At 36.3% G+C, this 26,057-nt stretch carries 26 protein-coding genes; 13 read left to right on the forward strand and 13 right to left on the reverse strand.

Going from position 1 to position 26,057, the window contains the following annotated elements; translation table 11 throughout:
- The first annotated feature begins 38 nt into the window (after positions 1 to 38).
- Positions 39 to 1,022, forward strand: coding sequence for a hypothetical protein (locus F0365_RS01225; protein WP_169931981.1), 984 nt, complete (start codon positions 39 to 41; stop codon positions 1,020 to 1,022).
- Here the strand turns inward: F0365_RS01225 and F0365_RS01230 are convergent.
- A complete protein-coding gene (locus F0365_RS01230) occupies positions 991 to 1,521 on the reverse strand; it encodes a Smr/MutS family protein (protein ID WP_169931982.1) in 531 nt (176 codons plus the stop codon). The two genes, F0365_RS01225 and F0365_RS01230, sit on opposite strands and share 32 nt — an antisense overlap.
- 314 nt (positions 1,522 to 1,835) lie before the next feature.
- On the opposite strand from F0365_RS01230, the gene F0365_RS01235 reads away from it, so the two are divergent.
- From F0365_RS01235 to F0365_RS01245, 3 genes are read left to right on the forward strand one after another with little or no spacing between them, the layout of a single operon-like run.
- Positions 1,836 to 3,857 (forward strand): T9SS type A sorting domain-containing protein, encoded by a 2,022-nt coding sequence (locus tag F0365_RS01235; protein ID WP_169931983.1) that lies wholly within the window; start codon positions 1,836 to 1,838, stop codon positions 3,855 to 3,857.
- A gap of 4 nt (positions 3,858 to 3,861) precedes the next feature.
- Positions 3,862 to 4,155, forward strand: coding sequence for a DUF2752 domain-containing protein (locus F0365_RS01240; protein ID WP_169931984.1), 294 nt, complete (start codon positions 3,862 to 3,864; stop codon positions 4,153 to 4,155).
- Positions 4,156 to 4,215: 60 nt separating this feature from the next.
- Complete coding sequence (locus F0365_RS01245; RefSeq protein ID WP_169931985.1) at positions 4,216 to 4,578, forward strand: CCC motif membrane protein; 363 nt, start codon at positions 4,216 to 4,218, stop codon at positions 4,576 to 4,578.
- A 496-nt stretch (positions 4,579 to 5,074) separates the two neighbouring features.
- On the opposite strand, the gene F0365_RS01250 is transcribed toward F0365_RS01245, so the two are convergent.
- Genes F0365_RS01250 through rocD form a run of 3 tightly spaced genes read right to left on the reverse strand, consistent with a single transcriptional unit; the run spans position 5,075 to position 7,059 of the window.
- On the reverse strand, positions 5,075 to 5,413 hold the full coding sequence (locus tag F0365_RS01250) for a DUF2752 domain-containing protein (RefSeq protein WP_206071292.1): 339 nt from the start codon (positions 5,411 to 5,413) through the stop codon (positions 5,075 to 5,077).
- 34 nt (positions 5,414 to 5,447) lie between these two features.
- Complete coding sequence (locus tag F0365_RS01255; protein WP_169931986.1) at positions 5,448 to 5,762, reverse strand: CD225/dispanin family protein; 315 nt, start codon at positions 5,760 to 5,762, stop codon at positions 5,448 to 5,450.
- Position 5,763: 1 nt separating this feature from the next.
- Complete coding sequence (gene rocD / locus F0365_RS01260; protein ID WP_240961787.1) at positions 5,764 to 7,059, reverse strand: ornithine--oxo-acid transaminase; 1,296 nt, start codon at positions 7,057 to 7,059, stop codon at positions 5,764 to 5,766.
- A 167-nt stretch (positions 7,060 to 7,226) separates the two neighbouring features.
- Here rocD and rlmD point away from each other — a divergent pair, with 167 nt between their 5' ends.
- From rlmD to F0365_RS01280, 4 genes are read left to right on the forward strand one after another with little or no spacing between them, the layout of a single operon-like run.
- Positions 7,227 to 8,645 carry a 23S rRNA (uracil(1939)-C(5))-methyltransferase RlmD gene (gene rlmD, locus F0365_RS01265; protein ID WP_169931987.1) on the forward strand — a complete coding sequence of 473 codons (1,419 nt, stop codon included), beginning with the start codon at positions 7,227 to 7,229 and terminating at the stop codon, positions 8,643 to 8,645.
- A 6-nt stretch (positions 8,646 to 8,651) separates the two neighbouring features.
- Complete coding sequence (locus tag F0365_RS01270; RefSeq protein WP_169931988.1) at positions 8,652 to 10,148, forward strand: TlpA family protein disulfide reductase; 1,497 nt, start codon at positions 8,652 to 8,654, stop codon at positions 10,146 to 10,148.
- Between the two features lie 5 nt (positions 10,149 to 10,153).
- Positions 10,154 to 10,666, forward strand: coding sequence for a DUF6452 family protein (locus tag F0365_RS01275; RefSeq protein WP_169931989.1), 513 nt, complete (start codon positions 10,154 to 10,156; stop codon positions 10,664 to 10,666).
- Positions 10,647 to 11,342 carry a DUF6048 family protein gene (locus F0365_RS01280; protein WP_169931990.1) on the forward strand — a complete coding sequence of 232 codons (696 nt, stop codon included), beginning with the start codon at positions 10,647 to 10,649 and terminating at the stop codon, positions 11,340 to 11,342. The genes F0365_RS01275 and F0365_RS01280 overlap by 20 nt, the downstream gene beginning before the upstream one ends.
- A gap of 72 nt (positions 11,343 to 11,414) precedes the next feature.
- Here the strand turns inward: F0365_RS01280 and F0365_RS01285 are convergent, their stop codons facing one another.
- From F0365_RS01285 to F0365_RS01300, 4 genes are all read right to left on the reverse strand, one after another.
- The gene (locus F0365_RS01285; RefSeq protein WP_169931991.1) at positions 11,415 to 11,810 is read right to left on the reverse strand and encodes a DUF5606 domain-containing protein; all 396 of its coding nucleotides are present in this window, start codon (positions 11,808 to 11,810) and stop codon (positions 11,415 to 11,417) included.
- A gap of 91 nt (positions 11,811 to 11,901) precedes the next feature.
- On the reverse strand, positions 11,902 to 12,495 hold the full coding sequence (gene def / locus F0365_RS01290) for a peptide deformylase (protein ID WP_169931992.1): 594 nt from the start codon (positions 12,493 to 12,495) through the stop codon (positions 11,902 to 11,904).
- Between the two features lie 476 nt (positions 12,496 to 12,971).
- Positions 12,972 to 13,385: a Holliday junction resolvase RuvX gene (gene ruvX / locus F0365_RS01295; protein WP_169931993.1), complete on the reverse strand. Its 414-nt coding sequence runs from the start codon at positions 13,383 to 13,385 to the stop codon at positions 12,972 to 12,974.
- 29 nt (positions 13,386 to 13,414) lie between these two features.
- On the reverse strand, positions 13,415 to 16,867 hold the full coding sequence (locus F0365_RS01300; RefSeq protein WP_169931994.1) for a pyruvate carboxylase: 3,453 nt from the start codon (positions 16,865 to 16,867) through the stop codon (positions 13,415 to 13,417).
- 334 nt (positions 16,868 to 17,201) lie between these two features.
- On the opposite strand from F0365_RS01300, the gene F0365_RS01305 reads away from it, so the two are divergent.
- Together F0365_RS01305 and F0365_RS01310 are read left to right on the forward strand one after the other, a co-directional pair.
- Entirely contained in the window at positions 17,202 to 18,017 is an 816-nt protein-coding gene (locus F0365_RS01305; RefSeq protein WP_169931995.1) for a 2,3,4,5-tetrahydropyridine-2,6-dicarboxylate N-succinyltransferase, read from the forward strand.
- A complete protein-coding gene (locus F0365_RS01310; protein ID WP_240961789.1) occupies positions 18,017 to 19,081 on the forward strand; it encodes a glycosyltransferase family 9 protein in 1,065 nt (354 codons plus the stop codon). The genes F0365_RS01305 and F0365_RS01310 overlap by 1 nt, the downstream gene beginning before the upstream one ends.
- Before the next feature lie 2 nt (positions 19,082 to 19,083).
- Here the strand turns inward: F0365_RS01310 and F0365_RS01315 are convergent, their stop codons facing one another.
- Together F0365_RS01315 and F0365_RS01320 are read right to left on the reverse strand one after the other, a co-directional pair.
- The gene (locus F0365_RS01315) at positions 19,084 to 19,602 is read right to left on the reverse strand and encodes an ExbD/TolR family protein (protein ID WP_169931996.1); all 519 of its coding nucleotides are present in this window, start codon (positions 19,600 to 19,602) and stop codon (positions 19,084 to 19,086) included.
- Between the two features lie 566 nt (positions 19,603 to 20,168).
- Complete coding sequence (locus F0365_RS01320; RefSeq protein ID WP_169931997.1) at positions 20,169 to 20,999, reverse strand: glycosyltransferase family 2 protein; 831 nt, start codon at positions 20,997 to 20,999, stop codon at positions 20,169 to 20,171.
- 115 nt (positions 21,000 to 21,114) lie between these two features.
- Between F0365_RS01320 and F0365_RS01325 the strand changes: the two genes are divergently transcribed.
- Positions 21,115 to 21,879: a glycosyltransferase family 2 protein gene (locus tag F0365_RS01325; RefSeq protein WP_169931998.1), complete on the forward strand. Its 765-nt coding sequence runs from the start codon at positions 21,115 to 21,117 to the stop codon at positions 21,877 to 21,879.
- Here F0365_RS01325 and F0365_RS01330 read toward each other — a convergent pair.
- Together F0365_RS01330 and F0365_RS01335 are read right to left on the reverse strand one after the other, a co-directional pair.
- Positions 21,876 to 22,715, reverse strand: a complete 840-nt coding sequence (locus tag F0365_RS01330; protein WP_240961791.1) for a glycosyl transferase — start codon at positions 22,713 to 22,715, stop codon at positions 21,876 to 21,878. The two genes, F0365_RS01325 and F0365_RS01330, sit on opposite strands and share 4 nt — an antisense overlap.
- Positions 22,712 to 23,470 (reverse strand): lipopolysaccharide kinase InaA family protein, encoded by a 759-nt coding sequence (locus F0365_RS01335; RefSeq protein WP_169931999.1) that lies wholly within the window; start codon positions 23,468 to 23,470, stop codon positions 22,712 to 22,714. Before F0365_RS01335 ends, F0365_RS01330 begins: the two co-directional genes overlap by 4 nt.
- 98 nt (positions 23,471 to 23,568) lie before the next feature.
- Between F0365_RS01335 and F0365_RS01340 the strand changes: the two genes are divergently transcribed.
- The gene (locus F0365_RS01340; protein WP_169932000.1) at positions 23,569 to 24,360 is read left to right on the forward strand and encodes a glycosyltransferase family 2 protein; all 792 of its coding nucleotides are present in this window, start codon (positions 23,569 to 23,571) and stop codon (positions 24,358 to 24,360) included.
- A gap of 1 nt (position 24,361) precedes the next feature.
- On the opposite strand, the gene F0365_RS01345 is transcribed toward F0365_RS01340, so the two are convergent.
- Positions 24,362 to 25,294 (reverse strand): glycosyltransferase family 2 protein, encoded by a 933-nt coding sequence (locus F0365_RS01345; protein WP_169932001.1) that lies wholly within the window; start codon positions 25,292 to 25,294, stop codon positions 24,362 to 24,364.
- A gap of 115 nt (positions 25,295 to 25,409) precedes the next feature.
- Between F0365_RS01345 and F0365_RS01350 the strand changes: the two genes are divergently transcribed.
- Positions 25,410 to 26,057 carry an L-threonylcarbamoyladenylate synthase gene (locus F0365_RS01350; RefSeq protein ID WP_169932002.1) on the forward strand — a complete coding sequence of 216 codons (648 nt, stop codon included), beginning with the start codon at positions 25,410 to 25,412 and terminating at the stop codon, positions 26,055 to 26,057.

Consider the following 26,057-nt stretch of genomic DNA (forward strand, 5'->3'; position numbering starts at 1 on the left):
GCTTTAGCGCTTTAATATGATTGACTACTTTTGTAACTATGAAAAAACTGCTGTACCTTATTTTCCCTATAGTTTTAATAGGCTGTGATGATGGAGATATCATTACTAATGACTTTGATTTTGAAGATTCTAGTGTAGAAGCCTGTGACCCTACCCTTGTAACGGGTAGTGTGAATAATTACGTTTTTTATAAAAACGAAAATACCAACTTTGAGAGTCTCGTATTGCAGTTCCGAACTGCTAATGATATTTTAAACGTGGATGGAACTTATGGACCTTATACCATTACTTCTAGTAATTCCAACACTTTTGAATACCGCAAATTCAACGCAGCTCCAGGAAACGACTATTATTGCAACAGTATACCACCTAGTTCTCCAATGGTTACAGAAGTATATACTGCGATGGCTGGAAATGTAATCGTAGAGACAGGAACTCGTAGTGATGATGATAACGATGGTATTCCAGCCGCCGCCGAAGGAGCCGTATTTATAGCTGGTGTAATTGACCCAATGTCCAGTCAAGATAGCGACGGTGATGGAATTCCAGACTACCTAGATAGTGATGATGACGGGGATAATGTTCCAACAGATCAAGAAGGTGTTGTTTTAGCTACCAATGGAAGTGTAAATGTTGCAGCAAGTAGGGACACTGACGGTGACGGGACGCCAGATTACTTAGATACTGATGATGACGGAGATGGGGTTCTTAGCAGAAATGAATCTATCGATAGCGACATTGACCCTACAAATGATATTGCTCTTGGCTCTACTATACCTAATTACAGAGACGCAGCTATAGATGAAGAGGCTAATCCAATTATAGAAGAATACATAGAACATACCATACAACGTATAACTCAGGTGCGAATAAGCATTTCTAATTTAAGTTTACAAAACGATAGAGAAGAAATTGTTTTTGAAACCTACCCTTTTGGAGATTTTCTAAAAGAAGCAGTTCAGTTGAGTTGCACACCCACATTCCCAGCACCTACAAGTTCTGGCGGATGTATATTTCAGTAGCACCGCGGCCGTATTTCTGATAATCGGCATCATAAAACTTAATCTGCCCATAGCGCTGAAAGAGGAAGTTGAGCTCTTCTTTGAGCACGCCTTGACCTACTCCGTGTATAAAAACCAGTTTTGGAATGCGGTTTTGGATGGCCCATTCTATTTTATGCCTTGCCGTATCTATTTGAATATTGAGTTTGTCATAAGCGTCCATTCCTCGTTCTGATTTTACGAGTTGATGTATATGTAAATCGATTTCTACCGCCGGAATAAAAGCAGCTTTCTTTCTAGATACGAGTCTTGTTTTTGATTTTTTGGGCGCTGGCTCTTCCTTGCGCACGACATGGGACACTTGGAAAGACCGGTCTAAAATCAACTCCCTTTGATGGTAAGTTATTTCTATGCCGTCATCTGTTAAAATGGTTATTTGTTCCGCTTTCGCGAAAGCGACCACCCCACCAAACTCATCGTCCAGCACCAACACACGATCACCTATTTTATATGAATACATCTGTTATTCTTCTTCGTCGTTCAAATGATCATCCCGATGCTCCACCCAATGATTGCTAGCCCGGTAAGCCCCAAACATGAGAAAAAGGAGTCCCACAATCTTGAAATAGACGTTTACAGACTCCACAATGACAGAATACAGTAAAAATATAGCACCCAAGAGGATCATAAATCCGTTTATAAGTTGCGTTTTATTGTTCTTAATCGGCATTTTTTTTATTTGATCTAATTAATACTGCAAATCTATAAACTTATCCAAAAGTATTAAGGTTTAGCACCTTAAAGTTATATTTTTGTAGTGTTAAAATTCTTATTATGAAGAAAATTTTCTTGTTACTTTTAATTGTGTTTTCCTTTCAAATGACTGATGCTCAACTTTGGATAGTTGGAGACAATTTTGTCTATTCCAAAGGAACTGATATATTTGTAAAGGATAAAATCAACCTTGATACCGATTCTAAATTTTATTTAAGAGAAGAGGCGCAACTGATTCAAGATAATAATGTAGGCAATGAAGGAGATGGAATTATTTCTGTTTTTCAAGAAGGAACGTCTAATGCATTTACTTATAATTATTGGTCTGCACCAGTAAGTAATCAATTAACCGGTAGCGACGGTAATGTAGGATTTAGAAACACACAAATTAAATATCCTACTGTCGATACCTCAGATCCAAGTATTCTGAATACCGATTTAACAATTACAGCAGGAAATTCTCAAATACTCGCTTACGGAGTAAGTAACGGTATGTCTGATGATGGTAATTTAGGTGGTACTCCACTGCGAGTTGCTGGAAGATGGTTATGGACCTATGATAGCGGTGGAAGCCCAGTTACTGGTTATGCAGGATGGAGTATTTTTAATGGTACTCAAACTACCCGTACTGGTTATGGTTTTACTATGAAAGGCGTAAATGACATGGGATCCTTTAACAATGGCGCTTTTAATGGAAATACGGGTCAACGTTATGATTTTAGAGGCCGCCCTAATAACGGTACCATCTTAGTAGGTGTTGGTAATAATAACGGTACTCTTGCTGGAAATCCGTATCCAAGTGCTTTAGATATAAAGAAATTTTTACAAGAAAATGCTCAAGATTCAGGACCTAACACGGTAAAAATAGATCCTTGGGTAGAGTTCTGGGAATCTCAAGTAGAAACATCTCACTCCTTAACAAGTTATTTAGGAGGTTATGCAAGATATGTACCTATGGGATTTACAGCCGGTGGATCTGATGGTTATGACAATGATGGGGTTTATTTAGAAGCTATTTTTAGAAGAACTGATAATGATGGTAACATCATGACCAGTACTTCCACTGCAAGTGTAGGACCACCTAATCCACCAGGAAATCAAAATTCCTATGGTATTGGTATTGACGGTAAAAGAAGGTATGCAGCTATAGGTCAAGGATTTTTTATATCTAGGACCAATACAGATGTGCTATTAACAGCAACCTCTTTTGAACAAGTCGCTACACCAAACTTGACTACTGGTAATACAGTACCTAGTGGCCCTGGAGATCAAGCGGAGTTCAATAATTCTATGAGAGCATTTCAAAGAGAGGACGCTGCTACTTCTATTTTTAAATCTGCTCCGGGAAATGCTAGTTCTAATCCGCAGGACGCATTAATTGCTCGACAAATACCTAAGATGATTTTAAATGTAGTCCCTAATGGACTATACGCAAGACCTTTAACTTTTGCTTTTGACAACAGCACATCACAAGCCTACGACTTTGCTTGGGAAGGACCTGTCTCTGGAAGACTGAATACAGATGCTTATATCAAAATAGGTACGACTGGTGAATACGCTCTTTCTTCACAAGCATTTGATGAAGACATGACCTTACCTATAGGTGTGCAGGTAGCTAACAGCTTTACCGCTCCTATTGATGTAGAATTTGAACTTGCTTTTATGATCAATTTTGATCCTACCAATGTGTACCTACACGATACTCAAACTGGTGTATATCACGATATCAAATCTGGAAATAAAACTTTACTCATCGCACCAGGCCACTACACAGACCGTTTTGAAATAACGTTCAAAAACACTTCTGGTACATTAAGCAATGAAAGCTTAGATACTACTAATTTTGATGTATTCCAAAACAATAGAAACAAAGAGTTAATGGTATTAAATCCTGCTCTTGAAGAGGTGGCAAATATTTCTTTATACGATCTTGCTGGAAGACAAATATTCTCTAACAAGCCGTCATCTACTCAAGCTAGTTACAGTTTTGATACGGCCACTTTATCAAGTGCTATTTACATTGCTAAAGTAACAACAACTAACAATAAAGAAACTGCTGTCAAAGTAAGTGTTTCTAACTAGTACAATGACATTGCTCATTACTGATGGCTGGATGCTACCTTGTATGAGTAAACAATTAACGGGGATGGACTGTCCTGGATGTGGAATCCAGCGGTCCATTTCTTTTTTATTACAAGGTCATTTAACAGACTCTTTCCTTATGTATCCTGGATTATTTCCCGGTATATTTTTATTCTTTTTTCTTATTTTTGATTGGTTTACAGAGGTAAAATATAGTGAGCAAATTAAACTGTGGGCAACCCTGATCACCATAGGAACAATTATTACCAGTTTTTTAGTAAAAATGGCTATTCATTGAAAAATATTGTAACATTGTATGCCTTTTGTCATCTAACCCAATAATTAAAAACAACCCACCATGCAAAAATTAAACACCACCTTAGTTTACATCTTATCGGTTATAGGATTCTTATGTTGTTGTGTATACGGAATAGGAACTATTGCAGCTATCATAGCTCTTGTAGTAGCTAACAAGGAACTTGCTAAATACCATGCAAATCCAGATGAGTATATAAACGCTAACGCAATGAAAACAGCAAGGACTGTTGCCATTGTTTCTTTAGTACTATCATTTATCGGATTAGCATTTATCATTTGGTTCTACATGAATCAGTGTGAATTTTACAATTGGTACATTGATATGTTTGCTGACAACCCTAACGTAACAGAAGAACAATTAGCTCCTATATATAATGCTATGGAAGAAGCTGGATGTATGTAATACATACTTTTTATAATAAAAAAGGGAAAGCTAACGCTTTCCCTTTTTTTTTGTTTTTATCTCGAGCTTCATTCACATTTAAACACAACTTTAAATTGATGAGCACATCAGAAAACAAATCTTATCTATACAAACCCCTTACTAAACACCAAACTTAAAAAAGATAGTGATATGCTTTCTCGCACCCAACTCACCTCAAGAAATAACATCAAGTTCGTATAGCACACCAGAAAACAAATCTTATCTATCCTATTACCACAATAGCCCTTAATTTTAGACGGAAATAAGATGGTTTCTTCTACTGAGTTGACCTTTAAAGAATTTATAAATGATGAAATTATCGAAGTATCAAAATTCTGAAGCTGATAGTGCAGTCTCAAAAACAACCGGTATAAAGGCGCTCTATTTGAAAAACGTCTAGATTTGAACAGGAAGGAAATTAAATTACACCTACTTAACTAGAAACAGCGCTAAGCTCTAATTAAGCAGTAACAACTTATAGATTACGCCAAATGGTAAAAACTATAATCAGTGCAAACACAGATAGTACCACATACTTATTATTAAGTACACGTCTAAAAGAATGACTTCTCAAGGAAGGAATCCATTCAAACACTCCCACTAAAATTCCAAAAGGCAATAAGAAAAACAACAGCGGATTATAATTAAAAGCTTTTTCTAACTGTCCATTCAATAAAGAATGAACTGCCCGCTGCGATCCACAACCTGGACAGTCATAACCTATCACGTATTTACTGGGGCATTGTGGAAAAAGAGCCGACTCCTCTGGATGGTAATTTTTGAGTAAAAAAAATGCGGCAGCTGTAAAAATCACAGCGCCGCAAATTATTAGTATTTTATGGTGACCTTTAAAACCCACCACCATCTGCAATTGCAGCGAGAATTCCTGTAAAGAAAAAGACCGCAATTAGAACTACGCCTGTAGCAACAGCTGCAATAACCCAATTTTTAGCTTTTCTACTAGAATCTAAAGCACCTTGAATATCTCCTATTCTATGCTTGCTCTCTACTTGCGAACTATAAATAATCGCAATGATACCGAATATCTGACAACACAATATGGTGACTATTATGGACTCTGCAAGCCATGTTTTGGGTGCCGGACCACTAGCATTACCAGAATTAAATTGTTGCGAGTGCTGAGGTTGGTTTTGTACTTCCATTTTATTCGAATTCTTTAAGTGTTTTAATGATAATTGAAATACACTCATCAAGTTGCTCTTTAGTCATCACGAGTGGTGGTGCAAATCTAATAATATTTCCGTGAGTGGGTTTAGCGAGCAATCCATTATCTCTTAATCTCAAACAAATGTTCCATGCCGTCTTGCTATCTTCTGCATCATTGATGACAATAGCATTCAACAAACCTTTACCTCTTACCAAAGTAACCGTATCAGTTGTTTCAATGTATTTATTGATTTCAGCTCTGAAATAGTTTCCTAAAGCACGAGCGTTTTGAATCAAGTGTTCATCTTTCACCACTTCAAGTGCAGCCATCGCTACAGCAGCCGCTACAGGATTACCTCCAAAAGTAGAACCGTGCTGCCCTGGTTGGATCACATTCATTACTTCATTATCTGCTAACACAGCACTTACGGGATAGGCGCCACCAGATAATGCTTTACCTAAAATCAATATATCAGGACGTGCATAAGTTTTTTCTTGTCGTTCACAATGTGCTTCACAATTACAATCCCCACATACAGCGAGCAAACCACCGGTTCTTGCGATTCCGGTTTGGATCTCATCTGCGATGAATAACGCGTGGTATTTTTTACATAAATCACGAGAAGACCTCATAAAATCATCATGCGGTGTAAAAACTCCTGCTTCTCCTTGTATAGGCTCTATTAAAAATCCTGCTACGTTTTCTTCTTGAAGTGCTTTTTCTAAAGCTGCTGTATCATTATAAGGTATCTTAATGAATCCTGGTGTATAAGGACCAAAGTTTTTACGAGCCCCTTCATCATTGGAGAATGAAATAATCGTCGTTGTACGACCGTGAAAATTATTTTCACATACAATTATTTTTGCCTCATGCTCGGCTACTCCTTTTTTCTCATAAGCCCATTTACGTGCGATTTTGATCGCCGTTTCTACGGCTTCAGCACCCGTATTCATCGGTAAGACCTTATCAAACTGAAAATACTCTGTCATGTACTTTTCGTACAATCCTAGTTTGTCATTATGGAAGGCTCTTGAAGTAAGCGTCAAAGTTTGCGCTTGTTCATTCATAGCATTTACGATAGCTGGATGACAATGTCCTTGATTTACAGCACTATAAGCACTTAGAAAATCATAATACCGCTTTCCTTCTACATCCCAGACATAAACACCCTCACCTCTTTCCAGTACTACTGGTAACGGATGGTAATTGTGTGCTCCATGCTGATCTTCTAAATCTATATAATGTTGTGCTTTGCTTTGTGTATCCACGCTCATATCAGTGCTTTTATTCATTTGTGCAATTTAATCATTTCGTTCAAAGGATTAAAATAATAACCTTTAAGAATTTGCAAAATTCTGAATACGCGCCAAACAACTGAACTGTTCAAAGCTTCTATAAAAACCTATAATTGTGGTTCGTGTTTGAATATACTGGTATAATTACATTAATTTTGACACCTATGTCAAAACGAAGAAAAAGAGCTCAAAAGTCCTTTGAAAATGTACCTGTAGTAGATGCTGGTGCAAGAGGTAAAAGTGTTGCAAAAACAGAAGAAGGTGAAGTGATTTTCCTTACAGATGCAGTCCCTGGCGACGTGGTTAACATACAAACCTTTAAGAAAAAGAAGTCCTTTTACGAGGGTAAAGTAACTAAATTTATTGAATTAAGCGATAGACGTGCAGAGCCTGTTTGCAAGCATTTCAACACCTGTGGAGGATGTAAATGGCAACACATGACCTATGAAAGTCAGCTGTATTTTAAGCAAAAAGAAGTAGCTGAAAACCTTAAGAGAATAGGTCACCTAGAACTTCCAGAAATGACTCCTATTGCTGGTTCTTCAGAACAATACCGCTACCGCAACAAAATGGAATTCAGTTTTTCTGCAAACCGTTGGTTGACACTAGAAGAGATTCAAAGTGACGTAGAAATTGAAGATAAAAAAGCGCTTGGCTTTCATATCCCTGGAATGTGGGATAAGATTTTGCACCTGGACGAGTGTCACCTACATCCTCAAATAGGAGAAGATATTAGGTTGAGTGTGCACGCTTTCGCGAAAGCGGAAAACATATCCTACTTCAACCCAAGAGAAAAATCTGGAACATTGCGCACTTTAATGCTGCGCATGTCTTCTACCGGAGAAAATATGGTGGTCATCCAATTTTTTGAAGATAATCAGGTACAAAGACTCGCCTTATTAGATCATTTAAAAGAGTCCTTCCCACAAATTACTTCTTTGCAGTACATCATCAATGAAAAAGCAAATGATACCATTTATGACCAAGACGTCATTTGTTATCATGGCCGTGATCATATCTATGAAGAAATGGAAGGTTTGCAATTCAAGATCAATGCCAAGTCATTCTATCAGACCAATAGCAAGCAAGCTTATGAACTGTATAAAATAACTAGAGATTTTGCCGGACTTACGGGAAAAGAGCTGGTCTATGATTTGTATACAGGAACAGGAACCATCGCACAATTTGTAGCAAAAAAAGCAAAACACGTTGTAGGAATTGAGGCTATTCCTGTAGCTATAGAAGATGCCAAAACAAATGCAAAACACAACGGTATAGAAAACACTACCTTCTTTGCTGGCGATATGAAAGAAGTCTTTACACAAGACTTTATCGATGAGCACGGTCAACCCGATGTTATTATTACCGATCCACCACGAGACGGTATGCACAAAGATGTAGTCGCTCAATTAATTAAACTGAGTGCTGCACGTATTGTTTATGTAAGCTGTAACAGTGCAACACAAGCACGTGATCTTGCGTTACTAGATGAGAAATATACTATTGTTAAAGTACAACCGGTAGACATGTTCCCTCAAACACACCATGTGGAGAACGTGGTTTTATTAGAATTAAAAAAGTAACAGACCATGAAATATTTATTCTGGACTATAGCGGTCGTTATCATTTCTAGCTCTTGTAAAGACACTCAAGAAGTCGTAAAACAAGAACCAAAAACAGTAGTTATTTCTGGTCATGTACAGCTTACGGATTCCCTAGAATTAGAGAAGATTACGGTCTATGGCTATGATATGATGAGTAAAAAATCCTTTCAAGAAGATGCCCTGTTAAATGAAAATGGCGATTTTACCACTTCCTTCCCTTTACCGTCGGCAAGTGCGCTTACTTTATATGGAAATAATAGTTTTCAAATTATAGCTGTTCCTGGTGATAGTGTTAGCATCAATTACACAGAAGGTAGAGATGAAGCTGCTTTTAAAAAGAGCATCACATTTAGTGGTAAAACGTCAACCACTCAAGAAAAATTTCAAGAATACCTAGCTAGCAACCCGCTAAAAACGGAAGCATTTTATAAGGAAGAAACTGAACTGGATTACAATGACTTAGAAAAGCTTATCGATGATCATACCAAAAAACTTAAAGACTATTACAAGACCTACCTGGATGATAAAACACTCAACAAGTACCTAAAAGACTACATCACAACAGATAAGAAGTTTGCTACTATCAATGCAAAAATGGATTATGCTTCTTTTGCCAATTACTACGGTAAAAAAGTGCCAGAAATGGACAGTCCTTATTATAAAGAACTCGTTCATTTGCCTGAATTGACAGAGGAAGATATGGTCAATACGAATGCCGCTAATAGTATTCTTTATAACAACCATGCTTTTGCTTCTAGAGAAATAGAAAAAAAATTCCCCGAAGCAACCCCACAAGAAATCAACCAAGTGATCATTGAAAACGCTGTTAAAGAAGGTAGTTACCTGAGCCATCATACTGTTTCTATGCTCATAATGAGAGATTTAGACGATCATTCCATAAAACTTTATGAAGATAATTCTGAAGAGCTTATGGATTATTTAAAAGATTCTTCCCTACTTACTTCCATTCAACAAGAATATCTAAAAACTAAAGATCTTATTGAAAAGCCACAAATCCCTGCTGAAGCAGAATTACTAACCTTTAAAAGTGATGATGCCTCTAAGTTCATTGAAGAAATCATTGCCAATGCCAATGGAAAAGTAATTTATATCGATAACTGGGCTACTTGGTGCGGGCCTTGTAAAGCTGAGTTTAAAGAAGCTTCCCCTGCACTTCACGAGAAGTTTAAAGAAGATGTAGAGTTTGTTTATTTATGTCATGCTAGTAAAGAAAAAGCATATATCCCTTCTATTGCAGAGTATCAGATTAAAGGAAAACATTATTTCTTGACGAGAGAGCAAGGAAGCATTGTTCAACAACAAATAAATCTAGAAGGTTTTCCTACCTATACTATTTTTGACAAAAAAGGAAACCGCGTTCTTTCTGATTATATTCACAGACCTAGTTATGCACCTACCTCAGATATTTTAACAAAGCTGGTTCTTGAAGAAAATACTGATATAGCCAATAGCACCAAGTAATTAAAATGAATAAATACTCCAGCTACCTTTTAATCCTTATCACAGCAATTCTATTCGGCAGCTGTGAAAAAGACGATTTGTGTACGCCAGATCAGGCAGTAACCCCTAGACTGGTTATCGAGTTTAAAGATGTGTTGAATCCACTGGAGAATAAAGCCGTAGATCGCATTGAAGTTCAAGAAATAGGAAGTAGCAGTTTTGCCCCTCTTGATACCAACGGGTCTACCACACTGAGCAATACAGAAACCATCTCTATTCCTTTGCGTACAGATAGCAGCAGGACCAGTTACAATCTGATTCTCACCGAAGATGGCGTTCTCAATTCAGACAACATAGACTTCAACTATATTCTGGAAGAAGTATATGTCAGTAGAGCTTGTGGTTTCAGAGTCATTTACAACAATCTTGTAGCCATTCAAACAGCAGAGACTTCTGGGAATCAATGGATAGAAAGAGTGATTATAGTGGAAGATAATGTAACTAATAATACAGACGTACATGTTCAAATACTTCATTAGCACATTAGTTCTTCTCTCTTGTTTTTTGGGTACCGCTCAAGGCGAAAACGAGATCAAAAAAGACAGCGTCATCTATAAACAAACTTATGGTTTACGTGCTGGTATAGATCTCGCTAGTTTGATAAGAACTGCAATCGATGAAGAATATACCGGTTTTCAAATCCTAGCAGATTACCGATTGTCAAAACAATTGTACATCGCTGGTGAAATAGGTAATGAATCTTTAGATAGAACCAGTGAACGTGTAGATTATAAAACTTCAGGTTCGTTTATAAAAGCTGGCGTCGATTACAACTTTTATCAAAATTGGCTGGATATGGATAATATGATCTACGGTGGCGCTAGACTAGGTTATGCACGCATGTCACAAACCCTTAAGAGATACGACTACCATACAGATAACAACTATTTTCCTGTTTATACTAACCTAGTTGATAGAGAGTTTTCTGGTTTGAACATGATCTGGCTAGAAATCCAATTAGGATGTAAAGTACAGGTTTTGAATAACCTCTACCTCACTGCAAATCTTCAATTAAAACGCCGACTTACAGAAAAAACACCAGACAACTTTGACAATCTATACGCACCAGGATTTGGAAGAACCTTTGATACTGGCGACATAGGGGTTGGATATTCCTATGGTATTATGTATCGTATTCCGTTTTACAAGAAATAAACCTTATTTAAACATCATTCAAAAGCCTTTCCATAATAGAAAGGCTTTTGTGTTTTATAGAAATAGGATTTTTTACTCTTCCTCTAAAGCTCCTAAAAGATCATTCTCTTGAAGCAAGTTATACCATTGTACTACCTTTTTAATATCACTTGCATAAACACGTTCTTCATCATAGTCTGGAAGTACTTCATTAAAATAATTTTCAAGCTCCTTTTTACCTACTTTATGGTTGATCGCTGGACCGTTGGTTTCCTTTTCGGCTATTTTTTTAAAAACCTCTTTCAAAGGCATTTCTTTTGTGTAGGTATAGATAGAGATATCTTTAAGTACACTTACATTGTGATTGATACCTACTATAGAAGTTTTCTTATCTAACAAAGACTCTACTACAAAACCGTTTTTAGCTTTGTTTTTTAATTGATATAATCCTGGCTTCCCTGTTATGGAAAGTATATTTTCTAAACTCATCTTTTTCTTTTTAGCAGTACAAATATATATATAATTAGACGTAACCTTGGTTATTGTCTGATGACTTCAACAATTTTTGTGAAGTTGGTTGTTATTGTCTTCTTCCTTTTACCTCTGGAAAACGCATGCGGTAGTCCACATTAGTTTTTCCTTTAGAAATATTAGCAAGTCTCCCTTTTATCAAACGCTTTTTCAGGCTTGAAATTTTATCTGTAAACAAAACACCTTCAATATGATCGTACTCATGTTGTATGACACGAGCAATTAATCCTTTATAAGTATCTGTTTGTTCTACAAAGTTTTCATCTAAGTAACGTATCACCACTTCTTCCTGACGGTAAACGTCTTCCCTTACGTTAGGTATACTTAAACAACCCTCATTGAAAGCCCATTCTTCTCCATTTTCTTCAATGACCTCTGCATTGATAAAGGCCTTTTTAAATCCGTTGAGTTGTTCTGATTCTTCATTAGTAAGTTCTGGATCATCTGCAAAAGGGGTTGTGTCTATTACAAACAATCTAATAGCCAAACCTACTTGTGGTGCAGCAAGCCCAACACCGCTAGCATTGTACATGGTTTCCCACATATTTTCAAGAATCTCTTTGAATTGCGGGTGCTCTGAAGTAATATCTTTTGCTGTTTTTCTTAAAACTGGATCGCCATAGGCGACTACTGGTAAAATCATGTTTTTAATGATTAATGTTTAATGTTTACTTTTTAATGCTTGATGTTAATCTTAATGTTAAGTGGAAAAATTATATATAAATTACTTTATACACCTACATGTTTTTTTGAGCTGTTTTACGACTTGCAATGAAAATTGCGGTTAGTTCTTTATACTGTTTAATTAATGCCTCTGACATCTTTAAACTAATTAGATTTTCATCTATTGAAAAATGAATCCAGCATTTACACTCCTCTACTTCTTCCATGCTAACACTTCATTTAGCAACAAATGATTTAGTTGAAATAGCAACAAAAGCAGCTATATAATTAGCCGCAGTAGATATTGAACATCTAATCAACTGCCTTTTATTAGGCTTACCCAAAATTATGATTAGGAAGTGATCATGATAATTTCACACACCTATGAACAAATTTTTTTACTACGTGATTTTAGATCTTCACTCCTCTTTGGATAAAATCAATAGTAGACATTAATCATTTTTGCCTTTCCATATAACTCTGTAAAATTATAGTCGCTGCTATTTCATCCACCAATGCTTTATTTTGTCGTTGCTTCTTTTTAAGACCACCTGCCCGCATGGCAGCATGAGCCATTTTTGAAGTAAAACGCTCGTCTTCACGTTCTATTTTTACTTTAGGAAACAATTCTTGTAATTGCAAGGTATAGGTTCTCAGCCAAGGGCCTAGCTCACTATCTGTGTAATCCATTTGTTTAGGTTCTCCTAAAATTATAGCTTCTACATCTTCTTTACTTAAGTAATCCTGAAGAAAAGTAGTCAAATCACGAGTAGCTACAGTGGTGAGTCCAGAGGCAATGATTTGCATAGGATCAGTCACTGCTATTCCTGTTCTTTTTTTACCGTAATCTATTGCTAGTAATCTTGCCATAATTACTACAAAAATAAACTATTCTCGACTCACACTAAAGTTAATACGAGATCATCTTTAGTCACCATAGTACCAGCCTTTAAAGTAATAGAGGCTATAGTACCAGCTCTAGTTGCTGCAACAGTATTCTCCATTTTCATCGCTTCAATAACAAATAACGGCTCATTTTTCTTAACCTCTTGTCCTTTCTTTACAAATACTTTATATAAAGAGCCTTGCAACGGTGCTCCTATTTCTAATGGATTAGCTAGGTCTATTTTTGTGTTTTCCACTTTGATAATATGCAGCGATTTATCTAGTATATCTACAGACCTATTTTCTCCATTCACTTTAAAGAAAATCGTACGAATACCGTCTTCATTAGGAATACTAATAGAAAGCAACTTGATAATCACAGTTTTACCAGGCTCTAATTCTATTAGGATCTCCTCTCTTAACTCCATTCCATAGAAAAAATTCTTAGTTGGTATCAATGAAATATTTCCATATTTCTTGTAATTCTCATGAGCTTGTTCAAAAACTTTGGGATACAACATGAAAGATAAAAAGTCCTCTATCTCAATAGTGCGTGTAAATCCTTTCTCAAACTTGCGTTTAAAAGCACTAAACTCCTTAGTGAAATCTATAGGTTCTAAGTGAGCATTAGGGCGATCTGTATAAGGAATTACATTTTTGAGTATAATTTTTTGTAATTTCTTAGGGAACCCTCCTACTGGTTGTCCTAGATCACCTTTGAAAAAATCAATCACTGAATCTGGGAAAGAAATCTCCTGTCCTCTTTCCATGACTTCATTAGCAGTCAGATTATTAGTTACCATAAAAATAGCCATATCACCTACCACTTTTGAACTAGGAGTTACCTTTATCAAATGACCAAACATAGCATTGACTTCGGCGTACATCAATTTTACTTCTTCAAAACGATCTTCTAAACCTAAGGCTACAGATTGTGGTCTCAAATTAGAATATTGACCACCTGGAATTTCATGCTGATACACCTCAGCAGTGCCGGCTTTTAAACCTGATTCAAATGGATAATACAACTCCCGTGTATCTTCCCAGAAATTAGAAAATTTATTAAGTGAATCCATATGGAATTCTGGCGCTCGATCTTGATATTTGAGCATCTCTACTACCGAATTGAAATTGGGCTGAGACGTTAGACCCGATAAGCCGCCTAAGGCACAATCAATTACATCTACCCCAGCCTCCACAGCTTTTAAATAAGTTGCTGTTTGTAAAGATGATGTGTCATGAGTGTGTAAATGTATAGGCAAGGAGACGGTATCTTTTAATGCGGCAACTAACTCAGTAGCAGCATAAGGCTTTAACAATCCAGCCATATCTTTAATAGCAATCATGTGGGCACCTGCATTTTCTAAATCTTTAGCTAATTGGATATAATACTTCAGATTATATTTAGTTTGATTGGGATCCAATATATCTCCTGTGTAGCTAATTGCGGCTTGGGCAATACCTCCTGTTTTTTCTCGTACATAATTAATGCTAGGCTCCATTGCTTTTATCCAATTCAAAGAATCAAAAATTCTAAATACATCCACTCCATTTTCCCACGATTTCTCAACAAACTTTTCAATCAGATTGTCTGGGTAAGCCTTGTAACCTACTCCATTAGAACCTCTCAATAACATTTGAAAAAGTATATTAGGTACCGCTTTGCGTAATTCTCTAAGTCTGGTCCAAGGACTTTCATGTAAAAAACGCATACACACATCAAAAGTGGCTCCACCCCAAACTTCCATACTGAAGGTCTGTGCATGGTTTTTTGCAAAGCTTTCAGCAACCTTTAACATATCAAAAGATCTCATGCGAGTAGCTAGCAAGGATTGATGTGCATCTCTCATAGTTGTATCCGTAATATGGATCTTAGTTTCCTTAAGGAGCCAGTTACAAAAAGCTTCTGGACCTAATTCTGTCAACAAATCTTTTGTCCCCTTAGGGAAAGGTGATTTGGGGTCGTAAACTGGGATTTTAGGAGTTCTAAATACTTTATTAGGATCTATACTTTTAATATCAGGATTACCGTTTACAATAACTTCAGCTAGATATTTTGTGGCTTTAGAAGTTCGGTCCTGGGGCACTATTAGATCAAATAACTCTGGCGTGTTCTGAATAAAATTAACCGTTACACCACCATTCATAAATACTGGGTGAGTGATCACATTTTGTAAGAAATGAATATTCGTTTTTACACCGCGTATTCTAAATTCTTTTAAAGCACGCGACATTTTTCGAACTGCCCCATCCAAAGTACGACCATGAGATGATACTTTTACCAACATCGAATCAAAAAAAGGACTTACTTTATATCCTAAATATATGTTACCCGCATCAAGTCGTATCCCCATTCCTGCTGCACTTCGATAGGTCGTGATCTTACCGTAGTCAGGTGTAAAATCATTAGATGGATCTTCTGTGGTTAATCTACATTGTATGGCATAACCATAAGTGGCAAGACTATCCTGTCCGTAGATTTTAATTTGCTTATCAGCTAACTTATATCCTGCAGCAATGAAAATTTGCGTCTTTACAAGATCTATCCCAGTGACCATTTCTGTAACCGTGTGTTCGACCTGAATACGCGGATTTACTTCTATAAAAAAAACATGGTCTTCCTTATCGACAAGAAACTCTACCGTACCTATGTTATTGTAACTTACTTCTTTTGTTATCGCAATAGCATATTTGTATAATTGGTCTTTTACTTTTTGAGATACATTAAAGGAAGGTGCCACTTCAACTACTTTTTGGTGACGGCGTTGTACCGAGCAATCTCTTTCATAAAGATGACGTATTTCTCCATGGCGGTCAGCAACTATTTGTACCTCCAGATGTTTAGGGTCTTCAACATATTTTTCTAAAAACATGGTATCATCTCCAAATGCATTCCATGCTTCATTACGAGCACTATCAAAAGATATTTCAAGGTCTTCTATGTTCCTTAAAATACGCATACCTCGACCACCGCCACCAGAAGCCGCCTTTAACATAATAGGAAAACCTATTTTCTTAGATTCCTCTCTTGCTATTTGCAGCGAACTAAGAGACTTCTCACTACTTTGAATAATGGGAACATTACATTTTACCGCTATTTTTTTTGCAGCTATCTTGTCGCCTAAAGCATCCATTACCTCCGGATCGGGACCAATAAATATAATCCCATTCTCAGCACATTTTCTCGCAAAATCTGAGTTCTCAGATAAAAAACCATAGCCAGGATGAATAGCGTCCACTCCTTTATCGACCGCAAGACCTACAATCTCATCCATATCTAAATAAGGTCTCAAAGGTTGATCATTTGCTCCTATTTGATAAGATTCGTCTGCCTTATTACGGTGTAAAGAATAACGGTCTTCATACGTATAAATAGCGACGGTCTTTATATTCAGCTCGGTACAAGCTCTTAATACACGTATAGCGATCTCGCCACGGTTTGCAACTAGTAATTTTTTAATTTTCATAAAAGCTGTAAATTATTTATAGTGTAAAAAATTTAATTTTAGCGCCTGTTATATTTTAAAGTGTCGTCATGATAGATAGTGCTAATAGAATATCTCATGCGACTTCCGACAAGATGTAGATTGTTTTCTATGATCCTAACAAAACCTAACATTAAATAAAGCTCAAATATAGCGAAATCGATATAGTTATCATTTGTGAATCTATAATTGAATTTTGAGACGGTAATTCCTTAAGAAATGGACCCCTATGACCTACTTGCGATTATTTCTTGTGGAAACTCCTTCATTATCCATTAAGGAAATAGCTTCTCCTCTTATATTTGTAAAAAAAATCATGGATCAATTAAAAAATGTTATCGAAAATGCATGGGAAGATCGTTCCCAATTAGAAAATAGGGTAACTCAAACTGCAATTAGAGAAGTGGTGGATATGTTAGATCGCGGCACGCTGCGTGTTGCAGAACCTACTGAAAATGGATGGATAGTAAATGAATGGATCAAGAAAGCGGTCGTTCTATACTTCCCTATTCAGAAAATGGAAACCATAGAATGTGGTCCATTTGAATACCACGATAAAATACCGCTGAAGACAGGTTATAAGAGCAAAGGAATACGCGTTGTACCTAATGCTGTAGCAAGACATGGTGCTTATATCTCAAAAGGTGTGATCATGATGCCTTCTTATATCAATATAGGCGCTCACGTAGAAGAAGGAACCATGGTAGATACTTGGGCAACCGTAGGAAGTTGTGCCCAAATAGGTAAAAACGTACATTTAAGTGGTGGCGTAGGAATAGGTGGCGTGTTAGAACCTCTTCAAGCAGCCCCAGTAATTATAGAAGATAATGCCTTCATAGGATCGCGATGTATAGTAGTAGAAGGTGTTCATGTTGAATCTGAAGCTGTTTTAGGTGCAAATGTCGTGCTTACGGCAAGTACAAAAATTATAGATGTCACTGGCGATGAACCTGTTCAATATAAAGGTCGTGTACCAGCAAGATCTGTAGTCATCCCTGGTAGTTATGCCAAAGAATTTCCAGCAGGAACGTATAACGTTCCCTGTGCATTAATAATAGGACAGCGCAAAGAAAGCACTAATAAAAAAACCTCCCTTAACGATGCTTTACGGGAGTATAACGTAGCCGTTTAGTGAACATATTACTCCTTCAATATCAAATGCTGGGTGATGTGCTTACGAGCACCATCATTGCAGATCAGCTCAAGATCACCTATCCTGACGCTCATCTGGATTACCTCATCATAGCACATGCAGATGCTTTGGTAAAATACCACCCAGCTATCGACGGTCTTATTAAAGTCTCGACGTCTGATTTTGAGAAAATAAGTTTTATCATCTCGCTTTCGCGAAAGCTAAAACACAAAAAATACGATCTTCTTATAGACGCTTATGGTAAAAATAATAGCGCCTTGCTCTCCTTCTTATCAGGAGCAACACGAAGAATAGGTTATAAAAAATGGTTTTCTAGTCTGGCCTATACAGATGCTGTAAAAAACAATCCTGACCCTTCTATCTACAAAACCGGTCTTGCTCTAGGTAGCCGCATGTTGCTCACCTCCCCTCTTACCAAAGACGTGAAATGGCATTTAAAACCTAAAATATATCTTACCGATTTAGAAAAAGTGGAAGGTAAGAAATGGTTGTACGAACAAGGTATTGATCTGGAACAACCACTCACAATGGTAAGTGTTTTAGGAAGTAGTAAGAATAAAACCTTACCCTATTCCTACATGGCAAAGGTCTTAGATAAATTGGTAACTACGACTGGTTCTCAACTGCTTTTTAATTATATCCCAAGTCAAAAAGAAGAGGCACATGCTATTTTTAGTGCTTGTTCTACGCTAACCCAACAGCATATTTTTATCAATGCTTTTGCTCCTAGTATCAGAGATTTTCTAAAAATATTATCCCATTGTACTAGTATCATAGGTAATGAAGGCGGCGCAATTAATATGGGGAAAGCACTGGACATACCTACGTTCACTGTTTTTAGTCCATGGATCAATAAAAGCTCTTGGAATGTCAGTGAAGATGGTCAAAAGAATATTTCCGTGCACTTACAAGACTACCAACCAGAATTATACGGCGACTTGTTGCCCAAACAAATGAAAGCTCAAGCCATAGAGTTGTATAAACAATTTGCTCCTGAATTAATGTTTGGAGATTTAGATCAATTTTTTAAGGAGAATTATTAGCCTTAATATTCTGAGAAGTTTATTTTGCGCTGGTTTCTGATAAATATAATTTGCTCTTCGTTTAGATCCTCATAAGCTTTATCATATTCTCTCATAGAAAGCTCATTTCTATAAACTTTTCTTGCAGAAACTATTTTATCTGTAACTTCTAAATAAAATTTATAAGTAGCTTGCCTATCACTAGAAAGAATAATAAAAACAGTACTATTAGTCGAATCAATAAATTTTAGGATATTACTTTCAAGTTTTTCAACTTGAGACACTTTATTGTCCACTAATAACGTACCATTTTCTGTAATAAGTATGCTAACCTCATCGCAAGGTTCTTTCACTGCTGTTTCTAAGGGTGTTGACGGTACCGGTAGATTATCTGGAATTCCAGAACTGAGATCAATCCACGCTATAAGCACTAAAATACCATTTCTATAGAATTCCAGATCATAATCTTCTTCTTCAAACAATTTTAACAACTCACTACTTACTTCAGCTTTATATAAATCGGTGGTTTGCAACTTATTCATAATTGCTAAGAAAGAAGTGGCTGTTTTTTTCTGATGCTGTATAAGATAAAGAGACTGATGCAATGCAAGCGTCTAAATATAATTGATCTAACTCTCTCTAAACGAGATTTTTGGAACTTGTATTTTAGACCAATCTATACCTTCTTTATAATCACCCTTCGCGATAATTTGTAAAATTTATCGATAGCCATCACTATTCTGATTCCCCAATAAGCCTGCATCAATCCAGCTTAATTCATATTCTTGAATATTTTTTTTACATTGGCCGAATCTACTTTTATTGATTTATAACGGCATTTCATCAATTGATCTTCGTAACGAGACACTTGAGATGATGAATTACAACTTATTAAAAGCATGGATAAAAAAGCAAGTATAAATCTTATTTGCATTCTTGAAATATGTGATTTTTAATTCGACCTCTGTAACCCATCTCTATTTCCCTAAAAGAAACAAGTTTTAAAAATATGAAATATGAAATATGAAATTCAAAAGCAAAGCGGTCCATAACCAATTGGCAATTTTATGACTTGTAATGTTAAAAATTGTTCATTGGTGATTCTAAACTACTTTTCTTCCTTCACAATTCCATAGGGCGTAAAATCCTTATTCTTGTCTTTTGTTGACTTTCTAATTGCTTTATTCTTGTCAATAGACTCTTGATTTTTGTAGCCACGAGCGTGATCTAAGTGAAGACAGATGGCGCTGTATCTTATTTGCTTAGACTTGATTCCATAATTAAATAAGCGCTCTCCTAGTTCACGATCTTGACCTCCGTATTGCATTCGTTCATCAAAACCGTTGATCGCTTTTAGGTCTTTTAACCAGCCACTGGAATTATGTCCATTCCAACTTGCATTTGTAGGAGTGAGATTCTCCATAATCTTTGCCGTTACAAACCCTGAAGTAAGCTTTTGATTTTTATAAGAAGCTGGTAATCCATTTTTTTTTAACCACTCTGCGTCAAAACTACGTTGAGTAGCAATATCTTCTTCTGTAATTTTCTCAGAGAGCTCTAAAGGTAATTTATAATAGCCCCCAGACAGGAAATGCCCTGGCTCACGGCGCTCATAATGTATTTGAAGAAAGTCTTCTCTTGCTATACAATCACCATCAGACATAACCACATACTCTGCATTACAGGCAGTAAGGGCTTTATTCAAGATCATACTCTTCTGAAAACCCTTATCCTCATGCCATACATGAATAATTTTCTTAGCGCTTTTCTCTATATAGTTCTTGATAAATTCCTTGGTTTCTTCATTAGAGCCATCATCTGCAATAATAATTTCAAACTGTCTAAAAATCTGGTGCTCATAACTCCACAAGGTTTTTTCTAACCAAGGAATAGAATTATAAGTACTTATTACAACTGATATGGATGGGTCTTTGATCATAGAACAATACTAGTAAATCATGTTTATACAAATTTAATGATATAAGCTGGGTAATTAAGATAACAAAGTTATTTTTGCCACGGTTTGATTTTTAACATGTAGATTCGTCACCATAATGTCAAAGTACCCCATCACAGCTATAATTCCTGCCTATAACGAAGCTCACAATATTGTTGAGGTTCTAAAAAGTGTAGATTTTTGCGACGAAGTTATATTAGTAGATAGTAATAGCACCGATAACACGGTAGCGCTAGCACAACCCTATTTTAATAAGTTACTCACCAGAGAATACATTCACAGCGCCTCCCAAAAAAACTGGGCAATTCCGCAAGCAACTAATGAATGGATACTATTGGTAGATGCAGACGAACGTGTCACACCAGCTTTAAAAGAGGAAATTATCAAACTCATTCCTAGCTTAGACACTAACGGTCATGTAGGTTACTGGATGGGAAGACGCAATTTCTTTATGGGTAAGCAAGTACGTTACAGCGGCTGGAAGAATGATAAAGTCATACGCCTTTTTTTAAAATCGAAATGCAAGTATGTAGATAAGCACGTGCATTCTGAAATTGAAGCAGACGGATCTGTAGGCTGGCTAGAAAACAAACTACTGCATTACAAATATGTAAACATGGATCATCACGTAAAAAAGCTACAGCGATATGCTAGTTTACAAGCACGTGATTTTGATAAAAAAGTAGGTAAAATCACTTTATTCCATGTCGTTGTAAAACCATTTTGGGGCTTTTTTAAACATTATATTATACAACTAGGTTTTCTAGACGGCTTTGTAGGATTTACTATTGCCTACTTAAGGAGTTATGGAATCTTTATGCGTTATGTAAAACTGTGGTTATTGCGCAGGGATATTGATTAACTAAGCAACTCTTCAATTTTATGTTCAGATAGCTGGTAATGTGAGCAAATTTGCTCCCATTGTACTCTGTTAAAATCCTGTCCTTTATTTACCTTCTTAAGCGCCACAAACTGGGTTCCCATAATAGGTACAGGCACTTCTGGCCTGTTGTTATTTTGTAGAGATAAGGTCCCATTTAAAACAGCCATAGCCTTGAACCACAAGTCGTCTGCCTTAGGAGCTAGCTTTGTGAAAAGAGCTACATCTTGAACATCTTGATGTAAACTACCCGAAGGATAGAGTACGCAAAAAGCGCCTACCGGCATATTGTGAGGCCCCTGCTCTGGTGGATCAACCACAAATCGCCATTTCCCGTAAGAAGTAATTTTACCATTTTCATAAGTCATTTGACGGCATCGATTGCCTATGACTTGAGTTGGAAACTTTAAATGCTCCTCATAAATAATTTGAAGCGTATCTGACTGATAAATAACATCGTCATCACACGTAATGATCGCTTTATCTGGAAATGCCTCCAGACTGTGAATTAATTTTCTATGAGAAAAACCATAAGGAGAATACCTGATCTGAAACAGCTCTCCCTGTAACTTTGAAAGCCTACTAGGGACCTGATTTTTCAAATCCTCCTGCAGCCATAGCACTATCAGTTCGGGCTGGTATTCTTGCTGCATCATGCTGCGTATGGTAATGTGCAGTGTTCTTAATCGAGTAGGAATAGAAGTCAATGAAACTATTACTGGAATCTTTTTAACAGGTGCAGCCCCTAATTTTGACATAGGGATCGCAAGCATTTTAAAACTTGCACTTATGGATTTAGGAATTTCAGACAACTTCATGATTTAAAAATACCCTTTAACTTCTTCTTCATGCGTTTCTTTTTATGAAAGGCTTCTTGAAATTCTTGTGTGTATTTCCACATGTTTTCGATTGTTTTTTGAGACTCTTCATTAGAAAGTCTTGCATATTCTGTCCCCATGATTGTATACATCCATTTTTTAGGAGAAAGACGTTCAAAGTTTTTCAATCGATCTTGATAAGGAATGTTATAAAACTTCATCCTGTTCAAATCTACTAGAGAAAAATGATACTGATCTCCATCCTTTTTTATCAAGGTATTTCCTGGAGAGTGATCCAAGAAATAAATTCCAGCTTCATGCATATCGTACATGAATTTTGAAAACTGTTTTAGAATATGCTCTTTGTCCTGTAGATTTTCATCATTAGTAATCTCTCTGTAAGTAAAATCATGATCTGCATAGGAGCTAACATAGTAACTTTTATGTAAACCTACACCACTCAATTTTTCCAAATATGCAACAGGAGAAGGAGTTCCTATTCCATGTTGCTCGAGATATTGCGCATTGTAATAAGAACGTGCTGCTTTTGATTTTCTAAAAAATCCATAAGCTATCTTGTTAATAAAATTAGGCGTTTTAAAGGATTTAACTACAAGTTTTTGATCTTCGTAGGTGACGATTTTGATCTTATTGCGATCATCTCCTAACTTCTCGGTAGATTCATGGAATAGATGGAGTATTTCTTGAAACCGCTTTCGCGAAAGCGTGCTACTTACAAATTTTTCTCTACTCATTTTAATTCCTATCATTTATAGCCTGCAAAGAAACGGAAAAACCAGCAAATGGACAGAATTACTTAATATTGCAGTATACCAATTTTATTTTTTTTCAAATGTCTATAACATGTTCCCTAGTAACTCCTACTTATAACTGGCCTGAAGCGCTAGAATTACTGCTATTGAGCGTTAAAAGACAAAGCGTATTGCCCGACGAAGTCATTATCGCAGACGACGGTTCTACCACAGAAACCCTGGAAATAATTAAAAAATATCAAAAAGATTTTCCGGTTCCTCTTATTCACGTCTGGCATAAAGATAACGGCAATCAAAAGCCTGCAATCATGAACAAAGCAATTGCAAAAGCACAATATGATTATATTCTAGAAATAGATGGTGATATAATTTTACACAAAGATTTTGTAAGAGATCATCTCTCTATGGCTGAAACAGACACTTACCTCTTCGGTAGTCGTGTAAATATCCAGCAAGATCATTTAGAAGAATTGTTTAAAAACAAACAAGTCCATTTTAATTATTTCTCTAAAGGAATAAAAAAACGCAATAGAACATTGCGCATACCTTTTATAGCAAACAGAGCCAAAAAAGAAACCAAAAGATCTAGTAAATTACGTGGATGCAATATGTCCTTTTGGCGGGCAGACTTTATAGCAGTAAACGGTTTTAATGAAGAATTAGTTGGATGGGGAATTGACGACAGCGAACTCATACAGCGTATGATAAACAATGGAGTATTAGGAAAGCGTATCAAACATAAAGGCATTGTTTACCACATTTACCATAAAGAACAGGACAAAAGCTTGGTTCATTTAAATCTTGAAATTGAGAAACAAATGGAAAGTTCTGGAGTCACTTATGCTCATAAAGGCGTGGATCAGTATTTATAATCTATTTTTCCTGAATAATCTGTTTGCAACGTAAAGATTGATCTATAGCACCGCCTTTCCATAAGGCCATAAACATTTGCCGCTTTTTTGAATTAAACGGACTGCTCAATGCATATTTAATAGTGAAGAAACAGTGCATAAACGCGCGTGCAAAACGACCGTGATGTTTTTGAGTTAAATATAAAAACGAGAGTTTTTGTTCCAATTTGACAAACACATTCTTTTCTGTTGATTTTCCTTGATAATGTATGTATTGCTGTGCAGGGTAATGATAAGTCTTCTCTTTAAGTTTTTTTAATATCCTTAGACATAAATCACTTTCTTCATAATATAAAAATAATGCACTATCAAAGCCACCTACTTTATCAAAAGAACTTGTTTTAACAAACATAAAACTGCCAGGTATAAATCCACAAGCAACAGGTTTAGCATACTCTTTTTTACGCTTCGGATATTTATTAGAGTTTATGAACTCCAAAAAATCTCTTTTCAACAACTGCCGCATAGGTGTGGCATGATGGTCTATAGAAGAGATTCTATCTCCGTTCTCGCTCATCATTTGTGGCCCACATACTCCAGCATCTGGAGTGGCATCCATGAATAATTTTAAGTCTAGAAGCGTATTTTCTTGAGTAAACAAGGTATCGTTATTGATAAATGCGTAGTACTTAGAAGGAGAAGCAAAATTAACTCCTAACATATTACCAGCACCAAAACCAGTATTGATCCTACTGCGATATATCTTTATGGCGCTAGAATTGAATTGCTCTAAAGAAGTCTTAAGCAGCTCATAGTCTTCATATGCTGAACCATTGTCCACTACTATTATTTCATAAACAACCGTATCACTTGTTTTTTCTAGCAAAGAACTAATCGCCGCTATAGTAAATGTGGCACTGTTATAATTGACATAAATGCAATTTACATCTAACATATGGTAGGTATTATTTGAGGATCAAAGTTAAGGGTTCAACTTCTATTTAAAAACAATAGTTTTAAGTTCGATATAAAAAGCCGCTAATACAACTAGAAAAGTTAATTTTGCAACTATGCGCAACAGTGATAGAAATAAAAACCGTCGAGCTCCTGTTAAGGGTAAGCCATCTAAAAAAAATATAGAACCTCAAGTAGATCTTCCACGTGAAGCCATCAACCTTGCTGTAACTGCTTTAAAAAAGGGTCAAACTCTTATCTACCCTACTGACACTATTTATGGATTGGGTTGTGACGCCACTAACTACGACGCCATTGAGAAGCTCTATGAGATTAAAGGACGTAGTAAATCAACGCCTCTTATTGTGCTGGTAGATAGTTTCCAGATGCTGGACTCTATTATAGAAGATGTTCCAGATATGGCTTGGGAAGTACTTAAAGTAAATAAGAAACCTCTTACTATCATTTACGATCGTCCTAAAAACGTTGCTGAAAATGTGATTGCAGAGGATGGTACTCTTGCGGTAAGGGTAACAAACGACCCTTTGTGCCGCTCTATGATTCATAAGTTAAGGAAACCTATAGTATCTACTAGTGCTAATTTGAGTAAACATAAACCTCCCGTACACTTTGCAGATATAGGTGAAGAACTGCTCAAAAGAGTAGATCACGTTATGGACATTCCTTTGGTCCAAAAAAACATCAAACCATCTTCTATCATGAAGATTTCCAGTAATGGAATTATAAAAATCATACGAGAGTAA

The sequence above is a fragment of the Nonlabens sp. Ci31 genome (assembly GCF_012974865.1).
GTDB lineage: Bacteria > Bacteroidota > Bacteroidia > Flavobacteriales > Flavobacteriaceae > Nonlabens.